General features: G+C 69.4%; 12 protein-coding genes and 1 pseudogene. 11 read left to right on the forward strand and 2 right to left on the reverse strand.

Annotated elements, in window-relative coordinates:
• Positions 1–2,131 precede the first annotated feature (2,131 nt).
• From Sp245p_RS31280 to Sp245p_RS31330, 11 genes and pseudogenes are all read left to right on the forward strand, one after another.
• Complete coding sequence (locus tag Sp245p_RS31280) at positions 2,132–3,724, forward strand: hypothetical protein (RefSeq protein WP_129557281.1); 1,593 nt, start codon at positions 2,132–2,134, stop codon at positions 3,722–3,724.
• A gap of 405 nt (positions 3,725–4,129) precedes the next feature.
• Complete coding sequence (locus Sp245p_RS31285) at positions 4,130–4,573, forward strand: hypothetical protein (RefSeq protein WP_129557282.1); 444 nt, start codon at positions 4,130–4,132, stop codon at positions 4,571–4,573.
• Between the two features lie 14 nt (positions 4,574–4,587).
• Positions 4,588–5,718, forward strand: coding sequence for a hypothetical protein (locus Sp245p_RS31290; protein WP_014242715.1), 1,131 nt, complete (start codon positions 4,588–4,590; stop codon positions 5,716–5,718).
• Positions 5,719–5,801: 83 nt separating this feature from the next.
• Positions 5,802–6,785, forward strand: coding sequence for a single-stranded DNA-binding protein (locus Sp245p_RS31295; protein ID WP_014242716.1), 984 nt, complete (start codon positions 5,802–5,804; stop codon positions 6,783–6,785).
• A gap of 7 nt (positions 6,786–6,792) precedes the next feature.
• Entirely contained in the window at positions 6,793–7,233 is a 441-nt protein-coding gene (locus tag Sp245p_RS31300) for a hypothetical protein (RefSeq protein ID WP_014242717.1), read from the forward strand.
• Between the two features lie 89 nt (positions 7,234–7,322).
• Positions 7,323–8,297 (forward strand): RepB family DNA primase, encoded by a 975-nt coding sequence (locus Sp245p_RS31305; protein ID WP_158310486.1) that lies wholly within the window; start codon positions 7,323–7,325, stop codon positions 8,295–8,297.
• 154 nt (positions 8,298–8,451) lie between these two features.
• Complete coding sequence (locus Sp245p_RS31310; protein ID WP_014242719.1) at positions 8,452–8,889, forward strand: antitoxin Xre/MbcA/ParS toxin-binding domain-containing protein; 438 nt, start codon at positions 8,452–8,454, stop codon at positions 8,887–8,889.
• Between the two features lie 27 nt (positions 8,890–8,916).
• On the forward strand, positions 8,917–9,378 hold the full coding sequence (locus Sp245p_RS31315) for an RES family NAD+ phosphorylase (RefSeq protein WP_052584595.1): 462 nt from the start codon (positions 8,917–8,919) through the stop codon (positions 9,376–9,378).
• A 165-nt stretch (positions 9,379–9,543) separates the two neighbouring features.
• Positions 9,544–9,729, forward strand: a complete 186-nt coding sequence (locus Sp245p_RS31320; protein WP_041814775.1) for a hypothetical protein — start codon at positions 9,544–9,546, stop codon at positions 9,727–9,729.
• A 15-nt stretch (positions 9,730–9,744) separates the two neighbouring features.
• Positions 9,745–10,115 (forward strand): annotated as a pseudogene (locus Sp245p_RS31325) (VapC toxin family PIN domain ribonuclease).
• Positions 10,116–10,161: 46 nt separating this feature from the next.
• The gene (locus tag Sp245p_RS31330; protein WP_129557283.1) at positions 10,162–12,225 is read left to right on the forward strand and encodes a hypothetical protein; all 2,064 of its coding nucleotides are present in this window, start codon (positions 10,162–10,164) and stop codon (positions 12,223–12,225) included.
• 12 nt (positions 12,226–12,237) lie between these two features.
• Here Sp245p_RS31330 and Sp245p_RS31335 read toward each other — a convergent pair whose 3' ends face one another.
• The gene (locus tag Sp245p_RS31335) at positions 12,238–15,690 is read right to left on the reverse strand and encodes an ATP-binding protein (protein ID WP_014242724.1); all 3,453 of its coding nucleotides are present in this window, start codon (positions 15,688–15,690) and stop codon (positions 12,238–12,240) included.
• Positions 15,690–16,952: a metallophosphoesterase family protein gene (locus tag Sp245p_RS31340; protein ID WP_014242725.1), complete on the reverse strand. Its 1,263-nt coding sequence runs from the start codon at positions 16,950–16,952 to the stop codon at positions 15,690–15,692. Before Sp245p_RS31340 ends, Sp245p_RS31335 begins: the two co-directional genes overlap by 1 nt.
• Positions 16,953–17,005 lie beyond the last annotated feature (53 nt).

The following is a 17,005-nucleotide window of genomic DNA, read 5'->3' on the forward strand; positions in this document are numbered from 1 at the left end:
CACGTCCGGCGATTTGTCGACGAACTGCCAGGCACCGCCCTGGAGGTTGGCTGTTTCGGTGGTCTGCGGCGTTGCTCCATGCGACATGGGGTCTCCTCCGGGTGGATTGTCTCGACCAAGGAGCGCCGCGGCAGGCTCAAGCCCGTCACCATGGAGTGCTCCGGTTGGCCGGGGACTCGCGAGCATGGCTGCAATGATGTGGGCGTCGATGTGAAGCGCGCCATTGCATCGCCAAAATTCCGCCGTGGCGCGCGGGTCCTGCCGGCCGCGGTGACAACGATCCGGAAGGGGATGCGGCGCCCGTCCAGCAGACGCCCGTTCCGTGCGTCTCGACATGGTCAGGAGGATGACGGGCTGAGATACGATGTCTCTGGTCGGAACAACACCGCCTTTGCGAAGATGGCCGCTTGCGAAGGTTCTGGGCGGTAGCTGCGAGGTGAAACTCGTCGCAGGTCCCGTTCGGTCCCTTCAGTCGCAGCCGGTCGAGCCCCTTGGGCGTGAAGAGGTCGCTCCATGAGGGCGACATGCTCAAAATGCCGCCGCCGATCCTCCGATGGCTCGTCGACGTCGCCTGCTACGCGCCGTAATCCTAATCATCCCGCACCACGGCTGAACTTGTGAACCGATTCCCAACAGAGGCGGCAATCCCATAACGCGCAAAGTCGAAGCGCACTTTCGTGCAGTGCCCTCAACCAGCTGCCAAGGCTCGATTGACGGCGGCAATGCAGGCGGCGGTCAAGGGCACCATGACACGTCGGGGTCCCGGATGGTGAGGTGGCTTCGTCGACCATGCCCGTCATTGCGGTCGCCAATCGAGCCCCAGCGGTTGGTTTGGATGCCTCGCCGGGCGTCGCTCGGCAAAAATGCCCGGTTCCGAACACTGGGCGCCCAATGCCAACCCACTGACCGAAAACAGTTTTCCCGATTTGAATCCTATGCTTTGGCGCCCAGTGGGCGCCCAGCTCAAAAATTTGGGCGCCCAAAGGTAACCGTATGATCGGAAACGGCTTTTCCGATCTTAGCCGGATGCTTGGGCGCCCAACGCGTTTTGTTGGGCGCCCAGTGGGCGCCCACGTCCAAATGCTGGGCGCCCAAATCGAAAAATTGGGCGCCCAGTTACGAAGAGGGACGGGGTGGGGGAGGGGCCGCAGGCGGAGAAACGTTCCGTCGCCGACCCGTGTCGGGAGATCCAGGCGCCCATTGGGCGCCCTGCATTCCGCCCTTGTGTCGGCTCCGGGCGAGGCGGGCGCCCGCAGTCGTTCCGCGACGCCGCCAGGGGTGCTTTTCGCCCGGAACGCTTCCATCCCCGTCCGCCCGGAAACCCTGAAGATGGAACTGCCGCACTGCCCGGGCCGGGCCGCCGGCTGCCCCGGGCGTTCGGCCACTTCCGCTATCCTGGGCTGTGCGGCATCGCCTTGCCCTCCGGTCCGCCGTCCCGGTGTGCGGCTTTCCCGTCCGCCCGGCACGCCACCGGCTCCCCGACATGGCTCGTTGGAAAGCCTGATCCGTTCCTGTGGACGTCCGGCGGACGTCCGGCGGACGTCCTCAACCGTCCGGCTGGGTGCACTCAGCGCCTTCCGCTTCCGCCGCTCGCGCCGAGGGGAGGCCTTCGCCGCCCCGTGTTCGCGCTGGGGTTGTCGCAGGGACGCCCCGGCGACCTGCTCTCCCTCCCCCGGTCCGACGGCGTGGCCAAGGCGGGCGCCCGTTTCCCCCATCCATCCCCAAGGCGGGCGCCTTCCCTTGGTCGCAGAGCCTTAAAAAGCCTTCCGTGCGTGGAGGCCGGGCGCTCGACCGGCGACAGTGGGCGCCCAGTGTTTTGGGTTGGGCGCCCAGGCACGGAGATTGGACGCCCACCGGGCGCCCGCTTCGGAATGTTGGGCGCCCAATGCCAACCCTCTGACCGGAAACAATTTTTCCGCTCCACCCCCGAATGCTGGGCGTCCAGTGGGCGCCCAGTTCGAAAAGCTGGGCGCCCAAACCTAACCTTATGACCTGAAACATTATTTCCGATCACGGCCCGATGGTTGGGCGCCCAAATCGAAAAATTGGGCGCCCAGCCTTCCGCCGGTGCTCGAACGCCCATACCAACCCCGGCTACCGTACTGCCATCGGTTCTTCAGACAGCCCCGGCATGGCAAAGCGATCATCACCCTCCCCGATGGCGGACGCGCCGCGACCACCGCCCGACGACGGCGACGAGAACGGCATCCACCGCCTCAACTTCAAGGGAACGGCTCCCGCGAAGGAGATGGCGCGCCGATTGGCCGACCTGTCACGGGCGAACCGCGAGGCCGATGCCGCCGGTCTGCTGGACCTGCTCGCCGCCGATCAGGGGTTGGCCGTGGTCGGCGATCCGCTGACCGTGCGCGTCGCCAATCTGGTGCGCGACGGGGCGGCGACCGTCCGATTGTTGGTCGCGGCCCTGCTGAAGGAAGGGTCGGGCGACGTCGAACTTCATCCGCCAGGCGCGCTTCAGGAGCTGGAGCGCCGCCTGGGCGAGATGGCGGCGGATCTCGCCGATGCCCGGCGCCGGGGCGAGGAGAACGCCGCCCATGCGAGCGATCTGCAGCGCCGCCTGACGGTGGCCGACCAGGCGCTTGGCGCGGCGCACGCGCGGATCACCGAGCTCGAGGGGGTGCTGGAGGCGGCGCGGCAAAGCCTGCTCCAGGCGGAACGGATGGCGGCGGAACATCCGTCCGCGCGGACGATGGGCGCGCCGGTTCATGGATCGCCGAGCGCCCGCCTTGGAGGTGCCGGGAATGGGAATATCCCGGGAATGGTTTCCGCTCCGGATGCCGCCGACCGGTCCGGCACCGATGTCCGCGCCGATCGGCCCGTAACGCCGCCGGCCTCGCCGCAGTCGACGCTGGGCGGCAGGGTCGACCGCTTCTGCAAGGCGGTTCTGCGCGGCACCAGGAACGCCGCGATGGTCCTCATCGCCAGCACCGCGGCCATGGCCATCCTCGGCGTTGTCATGACCCAGAGCAACGGCGTCACGGCGCCGCCGAGCGAAGCCGACAGCCGGGAGGCGCCGATGCTGCTTGGGCTGTCGTCCGCCGGAGGGGAGGGCGATGCCGGTCGCAGCGTGCTTCCCGGCCTCGCGGCTCCGCCGACCGCAACGCCGGCGGCGGCCATCGAGGTGGCCTCGTTGCCACCCGCCGCGCCGTCGAAACCATCGCCGGCCTTCGGAGGGCAATCGGCACCGCCACCGGCTGCGGAAAAGGCTGCGGCCGAGACCAAGCCGGTCGATCGCTCGCCGTCACCGCCGCCGGCGTTGCCGCCGCCGGACGCCGCACCGGCTCCAGCGTCGCCACCCTTCATCGCCGTGCCGGCGGCGCCGACCCCTTCGGTCGACCCCGAGGCCGTGCGCCGCCTCGCCGACATATTGGACCAGGCCGACCGGACGCTGGAGCGGCTGAGCGCGGTGGAGACGGAGCTGGGCAAGCGCCTGGCCGGCCTGCCCGCCGCATCCGCCCCAGCGCCGGACAAGCCGAAGGACGCGCCCAAGACAGCCTCCAGCGGCCCCAAGGCGGCCCCCGCCAAGCCGCGCGCGGACGCCCGGCGGCGCGTGGCCGACATCCGGGACGACGAAACCCTGGCGCGGGCGGCGCAAAGGCACGGCGTCCGGCTGGAGCGCATCTACGACCTGAACCCGGCTCTGGAAGCCGTGCCTCCAGACGTGCCTTTGACCAAGGGACAGGTCTGGATTCCGAACGATTTCTGAGCCGTGGGTGGCGATCGGATGCATTTTCCGCCGCCGTCCGTACATAGGGTTGTCGTTTGCCCACGAAGGTTGGACTCTAGGGTTCGGTGACCGAAATCCGGGATTGCGGCGTGGGTGCCCAACCCCCATTAGGCGGTCGATGCGACAGACGTTTTGTGCAGGCAAGATTAGGTGCATGTCGTGACAACACATTACAGTCGTGCAAGCGCCCGCCCCGAAGGGCCTCCCTTGCCACGCGGCGAGCAGCGGAACGAGCTGGTGCAGTTCCGGATCTCGCCGAGCGAGCGGGCTCAGCTCAAGGACGCGGCGTGCCGGCGTGGTTTTCTGGACGGTGACGGGAAGCCCAACGTCAGCGGGTACCTCCGGGCCATCGTGAAGGCCGACTGCGCGGCGATGGATGGGCCCATGGACGCGCGATCCCCGGCCTCGAACCCCGCGCCGGCACGCCCAGCGCCACCGCCTCTCGCCCCGGCGGCAACCGAGGCGTTGCGCAGCATCCTCGCCCAGGTGACGGGCGCCTGCTCCAACCTCAACCAGCTCGTCCGGGACGTTCATCTGGAGAAACGCGGCTCGCGGCCTTCGGCGGAGGTGAGCGGGCTTCGCATCGAGGGCGTGCTGGTCGCCATCGAGCGGGACGTCCTCGGGCCATTGTCCCACCTTCTCGGACGTCGCCCTGCGAAACCCGTCACCTCGTCCATTTCCACGGATCGCCCGCCGGAACCCTCCGCCGCCGTGGCGGCGCCGGCGCCCGAGGGCGCGGTGACGAGCACCGCCGAGCGCTTCCGGCGCACCGGCGGGCCCTCGCCGAAGCCGCAACGCGATTACGTGCGGCGTCCGCCGCACCGCTGATCCGGAGACCGAACGTGAGCCTGAACCTGCAAAGCGCGTTGCGCGCGGCCCTTCTCGAGCGGGCGGGCATCGCCGCCGGGGCGCAGCGCCGCGGCCTGCGGCCCTGCGTCGTCAAGTCGATCGGTGCCGGACGCCGCACCAGGGCCTCGGTGGCGCGGCTGGTGGACTACATCGCGCGCGCCGACCGGCTGGCCCCCGAGGACTTCGCCGCGGAGCAGAAGGCCGCACTTGCCGACGGCGCGGCGATCCGTCCGGGCGATGCCGTCGCCGTCTTCGACGAGTGGAGCCGCCCGGTCCCGCCGCAGGAGATCGACGCCGTTCTGGCGTCCTGGCCGTCCATGGAGGGCCCCGATGATCACCGGGTCCGCGCGCGTCATCTGGTCTTCACGGTTCCCGTCGACCATCCGGCCGATGCCCCGCGCGTGGAGATCGCCGTGGCCTCGGCGATCCGCGAGACTCTGGCGGTGTGGGACAACACGGTGCTTTGGGCCTTGCACACCGATCACGCCGATCATCCGCATGTCCATGCGGTGATCGGCACCCCGCCCGACGCTCCGCTGCGCCTCGATCGCGACGGGCTGGTCCTCGACGCCTTGCGCGCGGCGCTTGCCCGCAACGCCCGGGCCAGCGGCTTCGACGTCAGCGCCGAGCGACGCTGCGACCGCCCGGACGCGGAGCCGCCGCTGATGAAGGAACTCGACAATCTGCAGCGCCGCGTCCCGAACTGGACCGCCGCGTGGGGGTCCGGCTACATCGAGCGGGCGCAGGCCGGTCGGGACGGTCTCCCCATCGATCCCACCGCAGCTGCCCGGTCCCGCGACGCGATGGCGGCGGAAGACCCGAAGCTGGCGGCCTGGTACGCCGCCCATCGCCCGCTGGCCTTCGGCGATCCCGGGGAATCGAGCTGGGAGGCCGCCCGGGCAAGCGCGACCGATGCGAAAGCCTCGCGCGACCGCGCCGCCCGCCGTCACGGACTCGCCGTTCTGGCCGACACCGTGGATCGGACCTTCCCCGCCGGAGACGCGGACCATCTCGTGCACGCCATCCGCGCGCGTGTGGAACGCATGGCCGCCGCGATGCCGCCGGAGCGTGCCGGCACACCCTCGCAGCCACGCCGGGAACGTCGGGACGGGCGTGTCCGCTGACTGGTGCACGCGGGTGCTCGAACGGCGAATCCCTGCGTCGCTACGCTGCCTCCATCGTCCATTCTATGAGCTGGAGGCAAGACATGGGATACGGCCGCGGTGACCGCCGGGGTGATGACCGCCGGGGAGATGATCGGCGCGATGACGGGCGTGCGGGGGAGCGTTCCGGCGCCGACCGGAGCGCGCGCGGCGGAAGCGACGACCGCTCCGGTCGGTCGACCGACCGAGGGCGGGGCGACCGGAACGATCGAGGCGACCACGGGCGCAGCGCGGAGGATCGCGGCGCACGCGGTCGGAGCGACCGCGACCGGAACGAACGGGGCGATCGTGGCCGCGGCGGAGAGGATCGCGGCAACGGGCGAGGTCGTGGAGACCGCGGCCGAGCCGACGACCGAACTCCGACCGATCCGGGGCGCAGCGAGATCGAACTGGTCGGCACCGTCGCGGGAGAGCCGACCTACAGCCAGGGCCGCAAGGTCGCGTCGCTCTGGCTGTCGGTGCACACCCAGGTCCAACTCGAGGGCGCCGACCGGGACATCCGGGGCTACCACCCGATCAGCGTCTGGGGCGATCTCGCCACCGACCTTCGCGACGAGTTCCGCGAAGGCGACATCGTCCGGGTCCATGGCCGGATCGCTTACGAGCCGGGGGAGGGCGACCGCGACCCGCAGCGTGTCCGGGTGAAGGTCGACGCCGACTTCGGCTCGATCGGTCGGATTCCGGACGACGAGGCCAAGGGGGTCCAGGATTGCAACCGCGTTCATCTGGAAGGCGTCGTCCACGGCGATCCACGCTTCAGCGAAGGCCGGGGCGACAAGGCGGCTTATCTGGCCTTCGATCTGGAAACCGTGGTCGAGGCGCCGGACGGCAGACAGAGCCGGGCCTGCCACGAGGTCGTGGTGTGGGACCGGGCGGCCATCGAGGCGAACGGCTTCGTCAACGACGGCGTGCGCGTCGAGATCACCGACGCGCGCCTGCAGTACATGCCCACGCGGCGTGACGGCAAGGACTTCGCTCCCCGGATCATGGCCGACGATCTGGCCGGCCGCGTGGCTCCGGCCGCGTGACCCGGCCATGATGTGGACCGTGGTCGGCTTCGATCCGGGCGCCCGCACGGGGCTGGTCGACCACGTCGACGGCGGAAGCACGCTCGAGGCGGCCCGCGAGGCGCGCCGAAGAAGCGGTTTCTCCGACTTCCTCTGCGTGGCCGTCTACCGTGGCCGCCTGGAGCCCTCCGCCCTGGTTCAGGACATCGATGCGTTCCTGCTCGGGAGCGGGGCACGGGCCGCGCCGAACGGTGAGGTGGCGGGCGAACACACGGTGGTGGCATACTGGCGGTACAGCGGCGACGTCCTGACGTCGGCCGCTGCGCACACCCGGGCGGCTACGGGGCTCGCCGCGATGGGGCTGGTGCAGTTGCGCGTGGCGCCGCCGCACGAGTTGCAGGTGGTGGCCGCCTTCCCGGGACACATCGAGCCGTCGCTGACGGCAGAGGCTTTGGCGGACGACTGGTGATGGGGATGGACAGGGCGTTTGGGAGTGAACAGACCGCAGTGCCTTTTGCGTCCGCGCGCTCCTTTCGCCGGCCGGGAGCCGGCTTGGGCGTGCCGGAGCAGGTCGCGGCCCTGCGGGTGGAGAAACTCCTGGTCCGGCTGGCCGACCCTTTCCATCCGGAGCGCCGGATGAGCCGTCGCTTGCCCGCCGCGGCGCTCACCGTCGGCCTCGTCCGGGAGTGGAGCGACAGCGGCTACGATGTGAGCATCGCACCCGAGGCGCCGGACGGTCTCGTCGTGATCAGCCGCGTCACCAAGCCCGGCCTGGCCAAACTGTCCGCGGCGGGTCTGGAGCCGGCCTGTGTGGTCCGGGGGTCCGCCCGCTACGACGCTTTCGTCCGTCTGGCCCCCAAGGGGGACCCGCTCGGCACGGCGCCGCGGGTTCTGACCGCCGCCGCCAGGCTCGTGACGGCCATCGCCGGCCAGGACCCGCGCGCCGTGCACTGGCAGCGCGGAGGCATGGTCGTCGGAACGAAGAGGCAGCTCTCCGGCGGGCCGCCGGTCAAGTTGTATGCCGACGACGGCGGACTCGCCCCGGCCGGCCGGATGCTTCTGGAGCGGGCCGCGGATGTCGTGGAGGGGGTCGAAGACAGCCGGAGCATGGCCTATGAAGGCGCTGTGGACCCTATCGGCGAGCTGGACGGCATCGCGGGGTACAACGGCCCGCTCGCCGAGGAGCAGGCCCGGCAGGTCTACGAGCAGCAGGCCGCCATCTCGCGCTATTACGGCCTGACCGATCCGGACGCCGTCGACCGCGTCGTCGCCGTCGCGGCGCTGAAGGCCGGAGCCGATCCGGACCGCGTACGGGCGATCATCCGGGCCGGGTCTCCCGACCTCGTCCGGCGGCATCGGGCCGTGAAGCCGTACCTGGCCTCGCTGGTGGCCGACGCGCTCGCCTCCCCGGAGGTGCGCCGGCACATTGAGCAGCAGCTGCAGCGCTACAGCAAACTGTCGTCGCTGATCGACACCAAGCTCACCTCGGTGCAGGCGTCCCTGCTGATCCAAGCGGAGCAGAAGGCGCCCTGACGGGAAAGGTGGCTCCATTGGCCGGGCCCACGTCGTAGCTAGGAGATGCCTGCCCTCTTGGACAGGGCCACCATAGGACACCGACGGTCCCAAGGCACCTTGCGCACCGATCATCTGATCCTATATGATGGGACCAGATGGTTTGGAGGCGGTGATGCAGGTTCAGGAGATCGTGAACGTCATGGGTGGCCGCGCCACGTTCGGCCGCACCGTCGCCACGCCGATGGACCTGCAGCGCCGGATCGGCGAGGGGGTGGCCGTCGACGCCCTCGACCGGGTCGCCAGGCACGTCTACGCCGATCCGGCGGCGCGCCGGATATTGATGAACCGCATCGTGCCGGAGGGGACGCTTAAGCGCCGCCTTCGGGAGGGACGGCTCACCCCAGCGGAGGGTGAGCGCACCGCGCGCGTGGCGAACGTCATCGCGCACGCCGAGTACGTGTGGCGCAATGTCGAGGACGCCCGGCAGTGGCTGACGACGCCGCACCCGGAATTCGCCGACCGTGCCCCCATCGAGGTGGCCGTCGACGAGTTCGGGGCCCGGCATGTCGAGGACATCCTTGACGCGATCCTGCACGGGCTGCCCGCGTAACCCATGCCATCGCACCCGACCGGCCCGTTGACGGCCTTCCGCATCGCGGATGACCGCTTCCCCCTGTTGGACGGCGGCGGGGCCTTCAAAACCGGCGGCCGCTGGAATTCCAAGGGGCGATACGTCGTCTACGCCGGGCTCGGCTTTGCCACCGCGATGCTCGAGAAACTGGCGCACACCCGAATCGGCAGAATTCCGACCGGCCAGCAGTTCGCGGAGATCTTCGTCCCAGGGCACGTCGTGGTGGAGGAGATCGGCCCCGGCGACGTAACCGGATGGGACGATTCCGGCTACGCCGCCAGCCGGGCCTATGGTGATGCGTGGTACGATAGCCGGCGTTCGGCGGTTCTGGTCGTGCCGTCGCACCCGGCCATGGGCTTCGAGCGCAACCTCCTGATCAACCAGCTTCACCCGGATTTCGCCGACATCCGCGCGTCCCGGCCGCGGCCCGTGCTGTGGGACGCCCGCTTGTTCGCGCCGTCTCTTTGATGCTGTCGGAAATCCTGGGCCTTCATATCGCGTGGGAACGGTAGGACACTCCCGCCGTCCGGCAATGCTGCGCGCCATCGGCGGATACGCCGAATCTTGATGGCGACGGTACGCTGCCGTACCATGGATGGGAGCGACCAGGATGACGGTGCGGGAGAGTGGTGCGTGGGCGACCTGACCATTCGGAATTTGGACGAGCCGCGCCTGATCCTGCGCGACGTCCTGGCCGGGCAGCCGGCCCCGGCGTCGGACTTGGCAGAGGCGATCCAGCGTCGCTTCCAGCGCTTCGGCGGTGTCGAGGTGCCGGACGTGCCACGCGAACCGCTGCGGGAACCGCCGACGTTCGAGTGACCAGGATTTCTTGTCATGATCATCCTGGACACCAACGTTCTGTCGGAGTTGATGCGACCGACCTATGCACCACCGCCGTCACCCAGGCGGAAATCCTTTACGGCTTGGCGTTGCTGCCGCAAGGCAAACGGCGGAGCAACCTTCTGACCGCCGCGGGGCAGATGTTCGCGGAGGATTTCGCCGGGCGCGTGCTGCCCTTCGATGGAGCGGCGGCGGAGGCCTTTGCCCTGCTTGCTGCGGGCCGGCGTCGGGCGGGGCGTCCGACCGGAACCTTTGACGCGGAAATCGCTGGCATTGGGCGGTCGCGCGGGGCCGCCGTGGCGACCCGGAACGTGGCGGATTTTCAGGATTGCGGCGTGATGGTGATCAACCCCTGGGACGAATAATCGTAGAAGAAGGGGCGGTATGGGGCAGGAAAACGGGGGAGCGGGCATGGACGAGAGGATCGAGGCGATCCGCTGGGGGGATCTCTATGCGCTTCTGTCGGTGTGCACCGACGCGGACCTTGACCCCCTGGCTGCGTGTCTTGCCAAGGCCCTGCCGGGCTTCTTCGAGGCCGATGAAGCGTACCGCAGGCTCAGGCCCCGGCATTCGATCTATCATCGCCTGATTGGCGATGCGCTTCGTCGGTGCGGTGACAGCCCCGCAACGGGCGGCGCTCGTGGGGAAGGGCCTGCTTACGACCGCTTGGTCGTCGATGTCTGCAAAAAGCTCGACGTGCCGTACGAACTTGGCAACACCGTCAAGAACGAAAGCAACCTTCTGACCCTTTACCTGGGCCACCAACTGAAGGCGCTGACCCCGGACGAGCAGGCGGCGGTGTTGGCAAAGGCGCGGGAAGAGGCCTCCGGCAGGGCGGCCACGATCGCGACGACGGCCAGGGAAGGCGCGCATTCCCTGCTGTCCCACGCGGCGCATCTGCGTGAGCAGATTGCGGCGCTGACCCCGGACGATCCGAGGGCGGTCCTGTCGAAGGCGCGGGAGGTGTCCGGCAAGGCCGCCTCAGTGGCGATGGTGGCCAAGGAGAAGGCGAACTCTCTGTTCTCCCGCGCCGTTCAGGTGGGGGAACGGCTGTCGCCGCTGCGCGCGGAGGAACAGCCGGCCATCATCGCGAAGGCCCGCGAGATCACGGGCAAGGCTGCAACAGTGGCGGCCATCGCGTGCGTGGGTGGATTGCCGCTTCTCTCGCTTGCCGCGCTTCGGTCCATGGGGCTCGACACCTCGGGGCTCAGCCTGTCCGAACCGCTCTTCAAGGCGACCGTTCCGTGTGTCCTGCATCTCGCTTACCTGCGCGGGAAGCATCTGGACAGCCTGTCGGTCGCCACGCCGGCGGCGGCGATCGATGCGGAGCAGACCTCCAACGTCGCCGGCATGAGCGTGCCGGCTCCTTCCGCCGCTCGCCTCGTCATCGGTGCCGCGGATGACAAGCCCGTGCTGTCACTGACCCGCATTCCCGAGCCGCCGGCGTGCGCCTGGCATCCCGTCGCGGGATCGGACAACGGTGTTAGCCGGCTGAACCCGCTGTTGCAGACCGTGCCAAATCTCGCGACCGCTTATGACGTGGCCACCACGAAGTACATGGAGGTGGTCGTCAATGGACCGCTGGCGAGAGCGGCGGACGGCGACGGCTTCAGGGCCATTGTGCACGGCGCCGACAATAAGATTGCCGAGAACGCCAGGCTGTTCGAGCCAGAGCGGCTGTCAAACATCGTGAACGCGGCGGCCCTGTTTCAGATCGTTTCCGTGGCCGTCGCGCAGAAGCATCTGGCCGACATCAGCCGGAAGCTTTCCGACATCAAGGCGGCGGTGGACCGCATTCAGCGGTTCCAGAGCAACGAGCGCCGGTCGGTCCTGACCGGCGCCCTCCGCTACTTCGAGCAGATCGCGCCCTCGGTGCTGGCCGGTGAATGGTCGGACGGCATTCGGCCCCAGATCGAGCATCACGAGGCGCACCTGCTCCAGGTCCAGGATCACCTGCTGGAGGACATTCGCCACGAAAGCCAGGAGATCGTCAACGTCAAAGGTGGTGACGTGTTCGGCTCCAAGGGCATGCAGGAGGCCATCAAGGCGCATCAGGACCTGCTGGACGATCTGTACCGCCAACTGCTGCTCTGCATCCGCGCCCGCGCTTGCGGCTGGCAGCTTCTGGTCGCCTTCCCGGGAGAGGAGCACCTGAAGGAAAACCGCAAGCGGAGCATCCAGGAGGCGATCGGGGCGCTGGACGACAGCGGCGATCTCCTCAAGGAGACCGACCGGACCGTGCGGGAAAAGGTGAGGGGGCTTTCATCCCTCTGGAACCGGACGGTGACCTTGAACGAACGCAAGCTGTCGCTGCTCGCCTGGAACGAGACGCTGGCGACCGAGGTGGCGTCCTGCCGTGAGCAGATCAACCTGGACATCCGGGCGGCCGAGGCGGTGATGAGCGAGCGGCTCCAGCCGGTGACGATGCTGCTCAGGATCGAGGGAGAACGGATCGTGGGTGCGTGCGCGGTGTGATGGGAAACGGCTTTACAGATCCAAACGGCTCAGACCCGCCAACGCCTGCCCCATGCTCCGCAAATGGGCGTGGTGGGTGAAGAACAGGACCTGGGTCGAGGCGGCGAGATCCGCAAGGACGGTGAGGCCGGCCTCGGCCCGGTCGTCGTCGAAGTTGACGAACAGATCGTCGGCGATGAACGGCACCCGTACGCCCGCGGCGATCGACTGGTCCACCGCCGCCAGGCGCAGGGCGAGGAACAGCTGGTCCCGGGTGCCTTCGCTCATCCCCTCGATGGGGACAAGGGTCTGCCGGTCTTCGCGCAGGCCCAGCAGACGCGGTGTCACCGGCTCGTAGTCGATCCGGAAATCGACGAAGCGGCCAAGGGTCAGCGTGCGGAACAGCGCGCTGGCGCGCGTCAGCAGCGGTGCCTGACGGCGGTCGCGGTATTGGTCCATGGCCCAGCGCAGCAGGAACCATTGCGCCCGCTTCAGCACATAGACCTCCGCCTCCGCCTTCATGTCGGCCTTCGCGGCTTCGGCGTCGGCCGCCGCATCGACGGCGGCGCGGGAGGATTGGTCCAGCGCCTCGAACGCCTTGCGGGCCTCGCCCAGCGCGTTGGCCGCCGCCGCGACCTCCCTGTTCAGCGTGTCGAGATCCTGGCCCAGGGTGACGGCTCGGGATGCCACGCTGTCGGGATCACAGGCTTCCCACGCGGCAACCAGATCGGCAAGCGGAAGGTGGTCGCCGTCGGCCACGATACGCCGCTCGGCTTCGGCCCGTTGCGCAAGCCGCTCCTGATGAGCCCGTGACCGTTCGAGGTGCGGGGGCAGATGAGCGGCCTCCCCGATGCCGGCCCGGGCCAGGAAGGGCTCAAGCCGGTTCAGCGCGATGGCGCGCTCGGTGGCGGCGCGGTCCATGTCCGCCTGGTGCTTTTTCCATTCGGCCCTCAACGTGTCGATGTCCCGGGCCACCGACCGGGCCTTGGCCAAGCGCTCCCGAAGCGATTCCAGCGTCCGCGCCGGATCGGCAGCGGCCTCCGCTTGGGCGGCCACGCGCGCGTCGGCGGCCAGGGCCGTCACCGCGGCCTCGAACGCCGCGCGGTCCCGGACGATGCCCTGGATTCTCCGGTCATGCGCGGCGATGCCGTCCAGCGTGCCGCGCAGTTCCTCGGCGAGTTCGAGCCAGTGATCGATGCCGGCGATGTCCGCGGCGATGTGAAGCCGTGCCGACAGGCCGTTCCATTCTTCGATGGCGGCCTGGAGCGCCCGGCGGTCTTGGATTTCCAGCCGTTCCTGGCGGGCGATCTCCTCCTCGAGACCGGCGAGCTTGGTCGTCTTCTCGCGGAACGCCTGCTCCAGGGCCTCCCCTTCCATCCGCTCGCGCTCGGCGGCTGCCAGCGTCAGCGACAGCCGGTCGGTGTCGGGCGCGGCGGTCAGCGCCTTGGCGAGGGCGCCGACCGCCTCGGCCATGCGTTCCAGGATGCGGGCCGCCTGCCGGCGCGCATCGGCCGCGTTGCGATGGAGGTCCAGCGCCGCACGGCGCTGGGCGCACCAACCGCGCAACGGCAACGGCGAAAGGAGCGGCAGGCCCTGCGCCTGAAGACGCTCTTCCCAGGCACGCCGCGCGGCGGCGATGCCGTCTTCCATCTCCCGCACGGCCTGTTCAGCCTGCCGCCGCTGCACATCCAGAAGCGTGCGGGTCTGATCGAGCCCGGTCAGGCGCGCGGAAGCCTCGGCGGTTTCGTACCGGCGATCCGCGATGACGTCGGCAGCCTGAACCGCCGAGGTGAAGCGGTCTCCAAAGACGTCCCCGTGAACATCCGCCGGCCTTGCGGGGCCGCCACCCCGCAGATGGGCGTCGATGGTCTGCCACAGCTCGTCGCGCGCGTCCCGCGCCTGCCGCACCTCGTCCGCCGACACCGCCTGTCCTGTCTGGGCCAGAGCCGTGCGCTGGGCGTCCAGCTGGGCGATCTCGTTTGCCAGCCGACGCACCTCCGCCCGCGCGGTCTCCAGCCGGGTGGCGAGCTTGAGGTCGGCATCGGAGGCGGCCTGAATCTCGCCGTCGTCGATCTCGCGCAGGGCGGCCAGCCCGTCAGCATCCCCCTGCCAGGGACGGAGGGCGGCCAGCGCCGCCCGCGCGTCGGCCTCCATGCGCTCGGCCATCGCCTGGGCGTCGGCGCAACGGTCGTCGATGTCCTCGCCCAGCCCGCGGGCCAGGGCGATCGCGGCCCGCAGCCCGGGGAGCCCATCGGCCACCACCGCGTCGGCCAGCTCCTCGCGCAACGCCTGGGCGCGGGTCCGGCGGTCTTCCAATTCAGCGTCCCGTGTCCGCAGGCCCGCCACAAGACCGGCGTGACGGGCGGCGATGTCGCGCAGCTTCCGAATCTCAAGGCCCGACGGCAGATCTCCGGGCAGGGCGAGTTCGGTCCGCAGGACCGCCGCCCGTTGCTTCATGCCGCGCTGCTCGATGTCCAGCCGGGCTTGGTCGGCCAGCCCCTTGGTGATACTGCCCCGCTCTTCGACCAGGGCTTCGATGCGCTCCCCGAGTTCGGTGATGGGGTCGGGCTGCAAGGGGGTCAGCCGGTCCGCCACGTCGTTGCGGTGCCGTTCCGCCGCGTCATGCGCGTCGGTTGCCTTGGCGAGCACCGCCAGGGCGTCCTGCGCCGTTTTGTCCTCCGCCGACGAAAAGACGATCACCGGCCCCTGTTCGGCGATCGCCGCCAACAGCGCCGCCCGGGACCGCATCGCCGCGTCGATGCGGCGCAGGCGCTCGACCGCGTTGCGTTCGGCGATCACCGCGTTCTGCTTCTGTTGCAGATCATGCAGCGTCCGCTCGCAGGCCTCCACCTTCGCCTGCGCGTCGGACCACTCCCGGGGCTTGAGCTGGCTGTCGCGAACCACGCGCAGGCTCGTGTCGAGCTGCTTGGCGGCGACCATGAAGCTGCGCCGGTCGGACGCACGCCGGCCCCAGATCGCGTCCAGCTCGCGGTCGAGCGCCTCCTGCACCTTGGCGATGTCGGTCAGCCCCGATCCCGCCGCGAACAGGGCCTGCCCCAGATCGTCGGTGGCCTGGACCATGGCCTCGCCACCGCGCCGCAACCCCTCCTGGTTCAGGCTGAATCCGGCGCCGAAGGTCTCGCGGTTCAGTCCGTGCAGCAGGGCGGACAGCCGGCCCTCGTCGAGGGGCTGGTCGGCGGCGTCGACCAGACTGTGATCACGAGTCTTCCGGCGGCGGCAGGCCAGACGCTGCCCGTCCTTCTCCAGCACCGCGCCGATGCGCAGCAGCGCGTAATCGAACCTGAAATTGAACGGGCTGCGCTGGGGAAAGCCGAACAGCAGGTCGGAGACGGCGGACAGAGTCGTCGATTTCCCCGCCTCGTTGGCGCCATAGACCATGTGGAAGTCGGGCGTTCCGGCCCGGAAGGGCAGGCGGCGGTCCTCGAAGTGACCGTAGCGTTCCAGATGAAGCTCGGCAAACCGCATCACTCACCCCCCGTGCCCGTGAGCCGGGCTTCCAGCGCGCTTCCCGCGACCGCCAGAAGCGCCGGCCAGTCGTCCTGCGCCGCCATGGCCGCCAAGCTGTCGTCGTCGAAATCCCCGGCCTTGCCGGCCGCCGTCAGGAAGGGAAGGAGATCGGCCTTCAACTCCGCCGCCAGTTCCGGCGATTGGCGGATTTCGGCCAGCAGCGCCATGAAGTCCTCCGCCGGGCCGCCGCCCATTGGCGACAGGCCGGGCATAGCGACCTCCAGTTGGACCTTCTCGATCCACAGGTCGGGGGCCACCGCAGCGGCCAGCGCCCGCACGGCGTCGCGGCGTTCCGCCCGCCGCTCCTGCAACGCGCCGGCCAGCGGCGTGGAACCGGTCAGCACCACGCGGGCGACGACCGGGCGACCGTCCGACAGCTCCGCGTGCCTGCGGGCCAAGGCCGTGCGGGTGGCGGCATCGACCTCGTCCATGCTGCGCGCCGCGGCGCAATCCACCTCGACCCGGAGCCAGCGCAGCGTGTCCAGGGGAACGTGGCGCAGCCGGGCAACGGCACCGTCCTCGACCTCCACATGGACCGCGCCCTTCGGGCCGGTTTCCCGGATGTGCCGGCCCTGGAGGTTGCCGGAAAACACGATGTAGGGCCACTCGGAGACGACCGTGAAGTCATGCACATGCCCCAGCGCCCAATAGTCGTAGTGGCGGGCCCGGAGATCGTCGACCGTGCAGGGCGCGTAGGGCGCGTGCCCCGGGTGCCCGTCCAGCGCGGTGTGCAGCAGGCCGATGTTGAAGTGATGCTCCCGCTTTTCGGGATAGGCGGCGGCGAGATTCTCGGTGACGTGGGCGTTGGAGAAGCTCTGCCCGTGGATCGCCACGCCCAGATGGTCGATGACGTGCGTGTGCGAGCGGCGCGGCTTGAAGGCGTGGACGGTGTCGGGCCAGGGCAGGGAGCGGGTCAGCGACGAAACCGCATCGTGATTTCCGGCGATCCAGTAGACCGGGATGTTCGCGGCGGCCAGCTTTCCCATGGCGCGGGCGAAATACAGGCCGGTGCCCATGTCCTTCCAATCGCCGTCGAACAGATCGCCGGCGATCAGCACGAAGTCCACAGCCTGATCGCAGGCATAGGCGATGAGATTGTCGAAGGCGGCGCGCGTGGCTCCCCGCACCTCCTCGGCTGGAACCCCGTCGTACCGCGCCAAGCCGTGCAGCGGGCTGTCGAGATGGATGTCGGCCGCGTGAAGAAAGTGGAAACTGCCCATGGCCATTCTCTTTTTCAAGAGTATAATCTATCTAAAATCCACTCAAGGTAAGC

The organism is Azospirillum baldaniorum, assembly GCF_003119195.2.
Lineage (GTDB): Bacteria > Pseudomonadota > Alphaproteobacteria > Azospirillales > Azospirillaceae > Azospirillum > Azospirillum baldaniorum.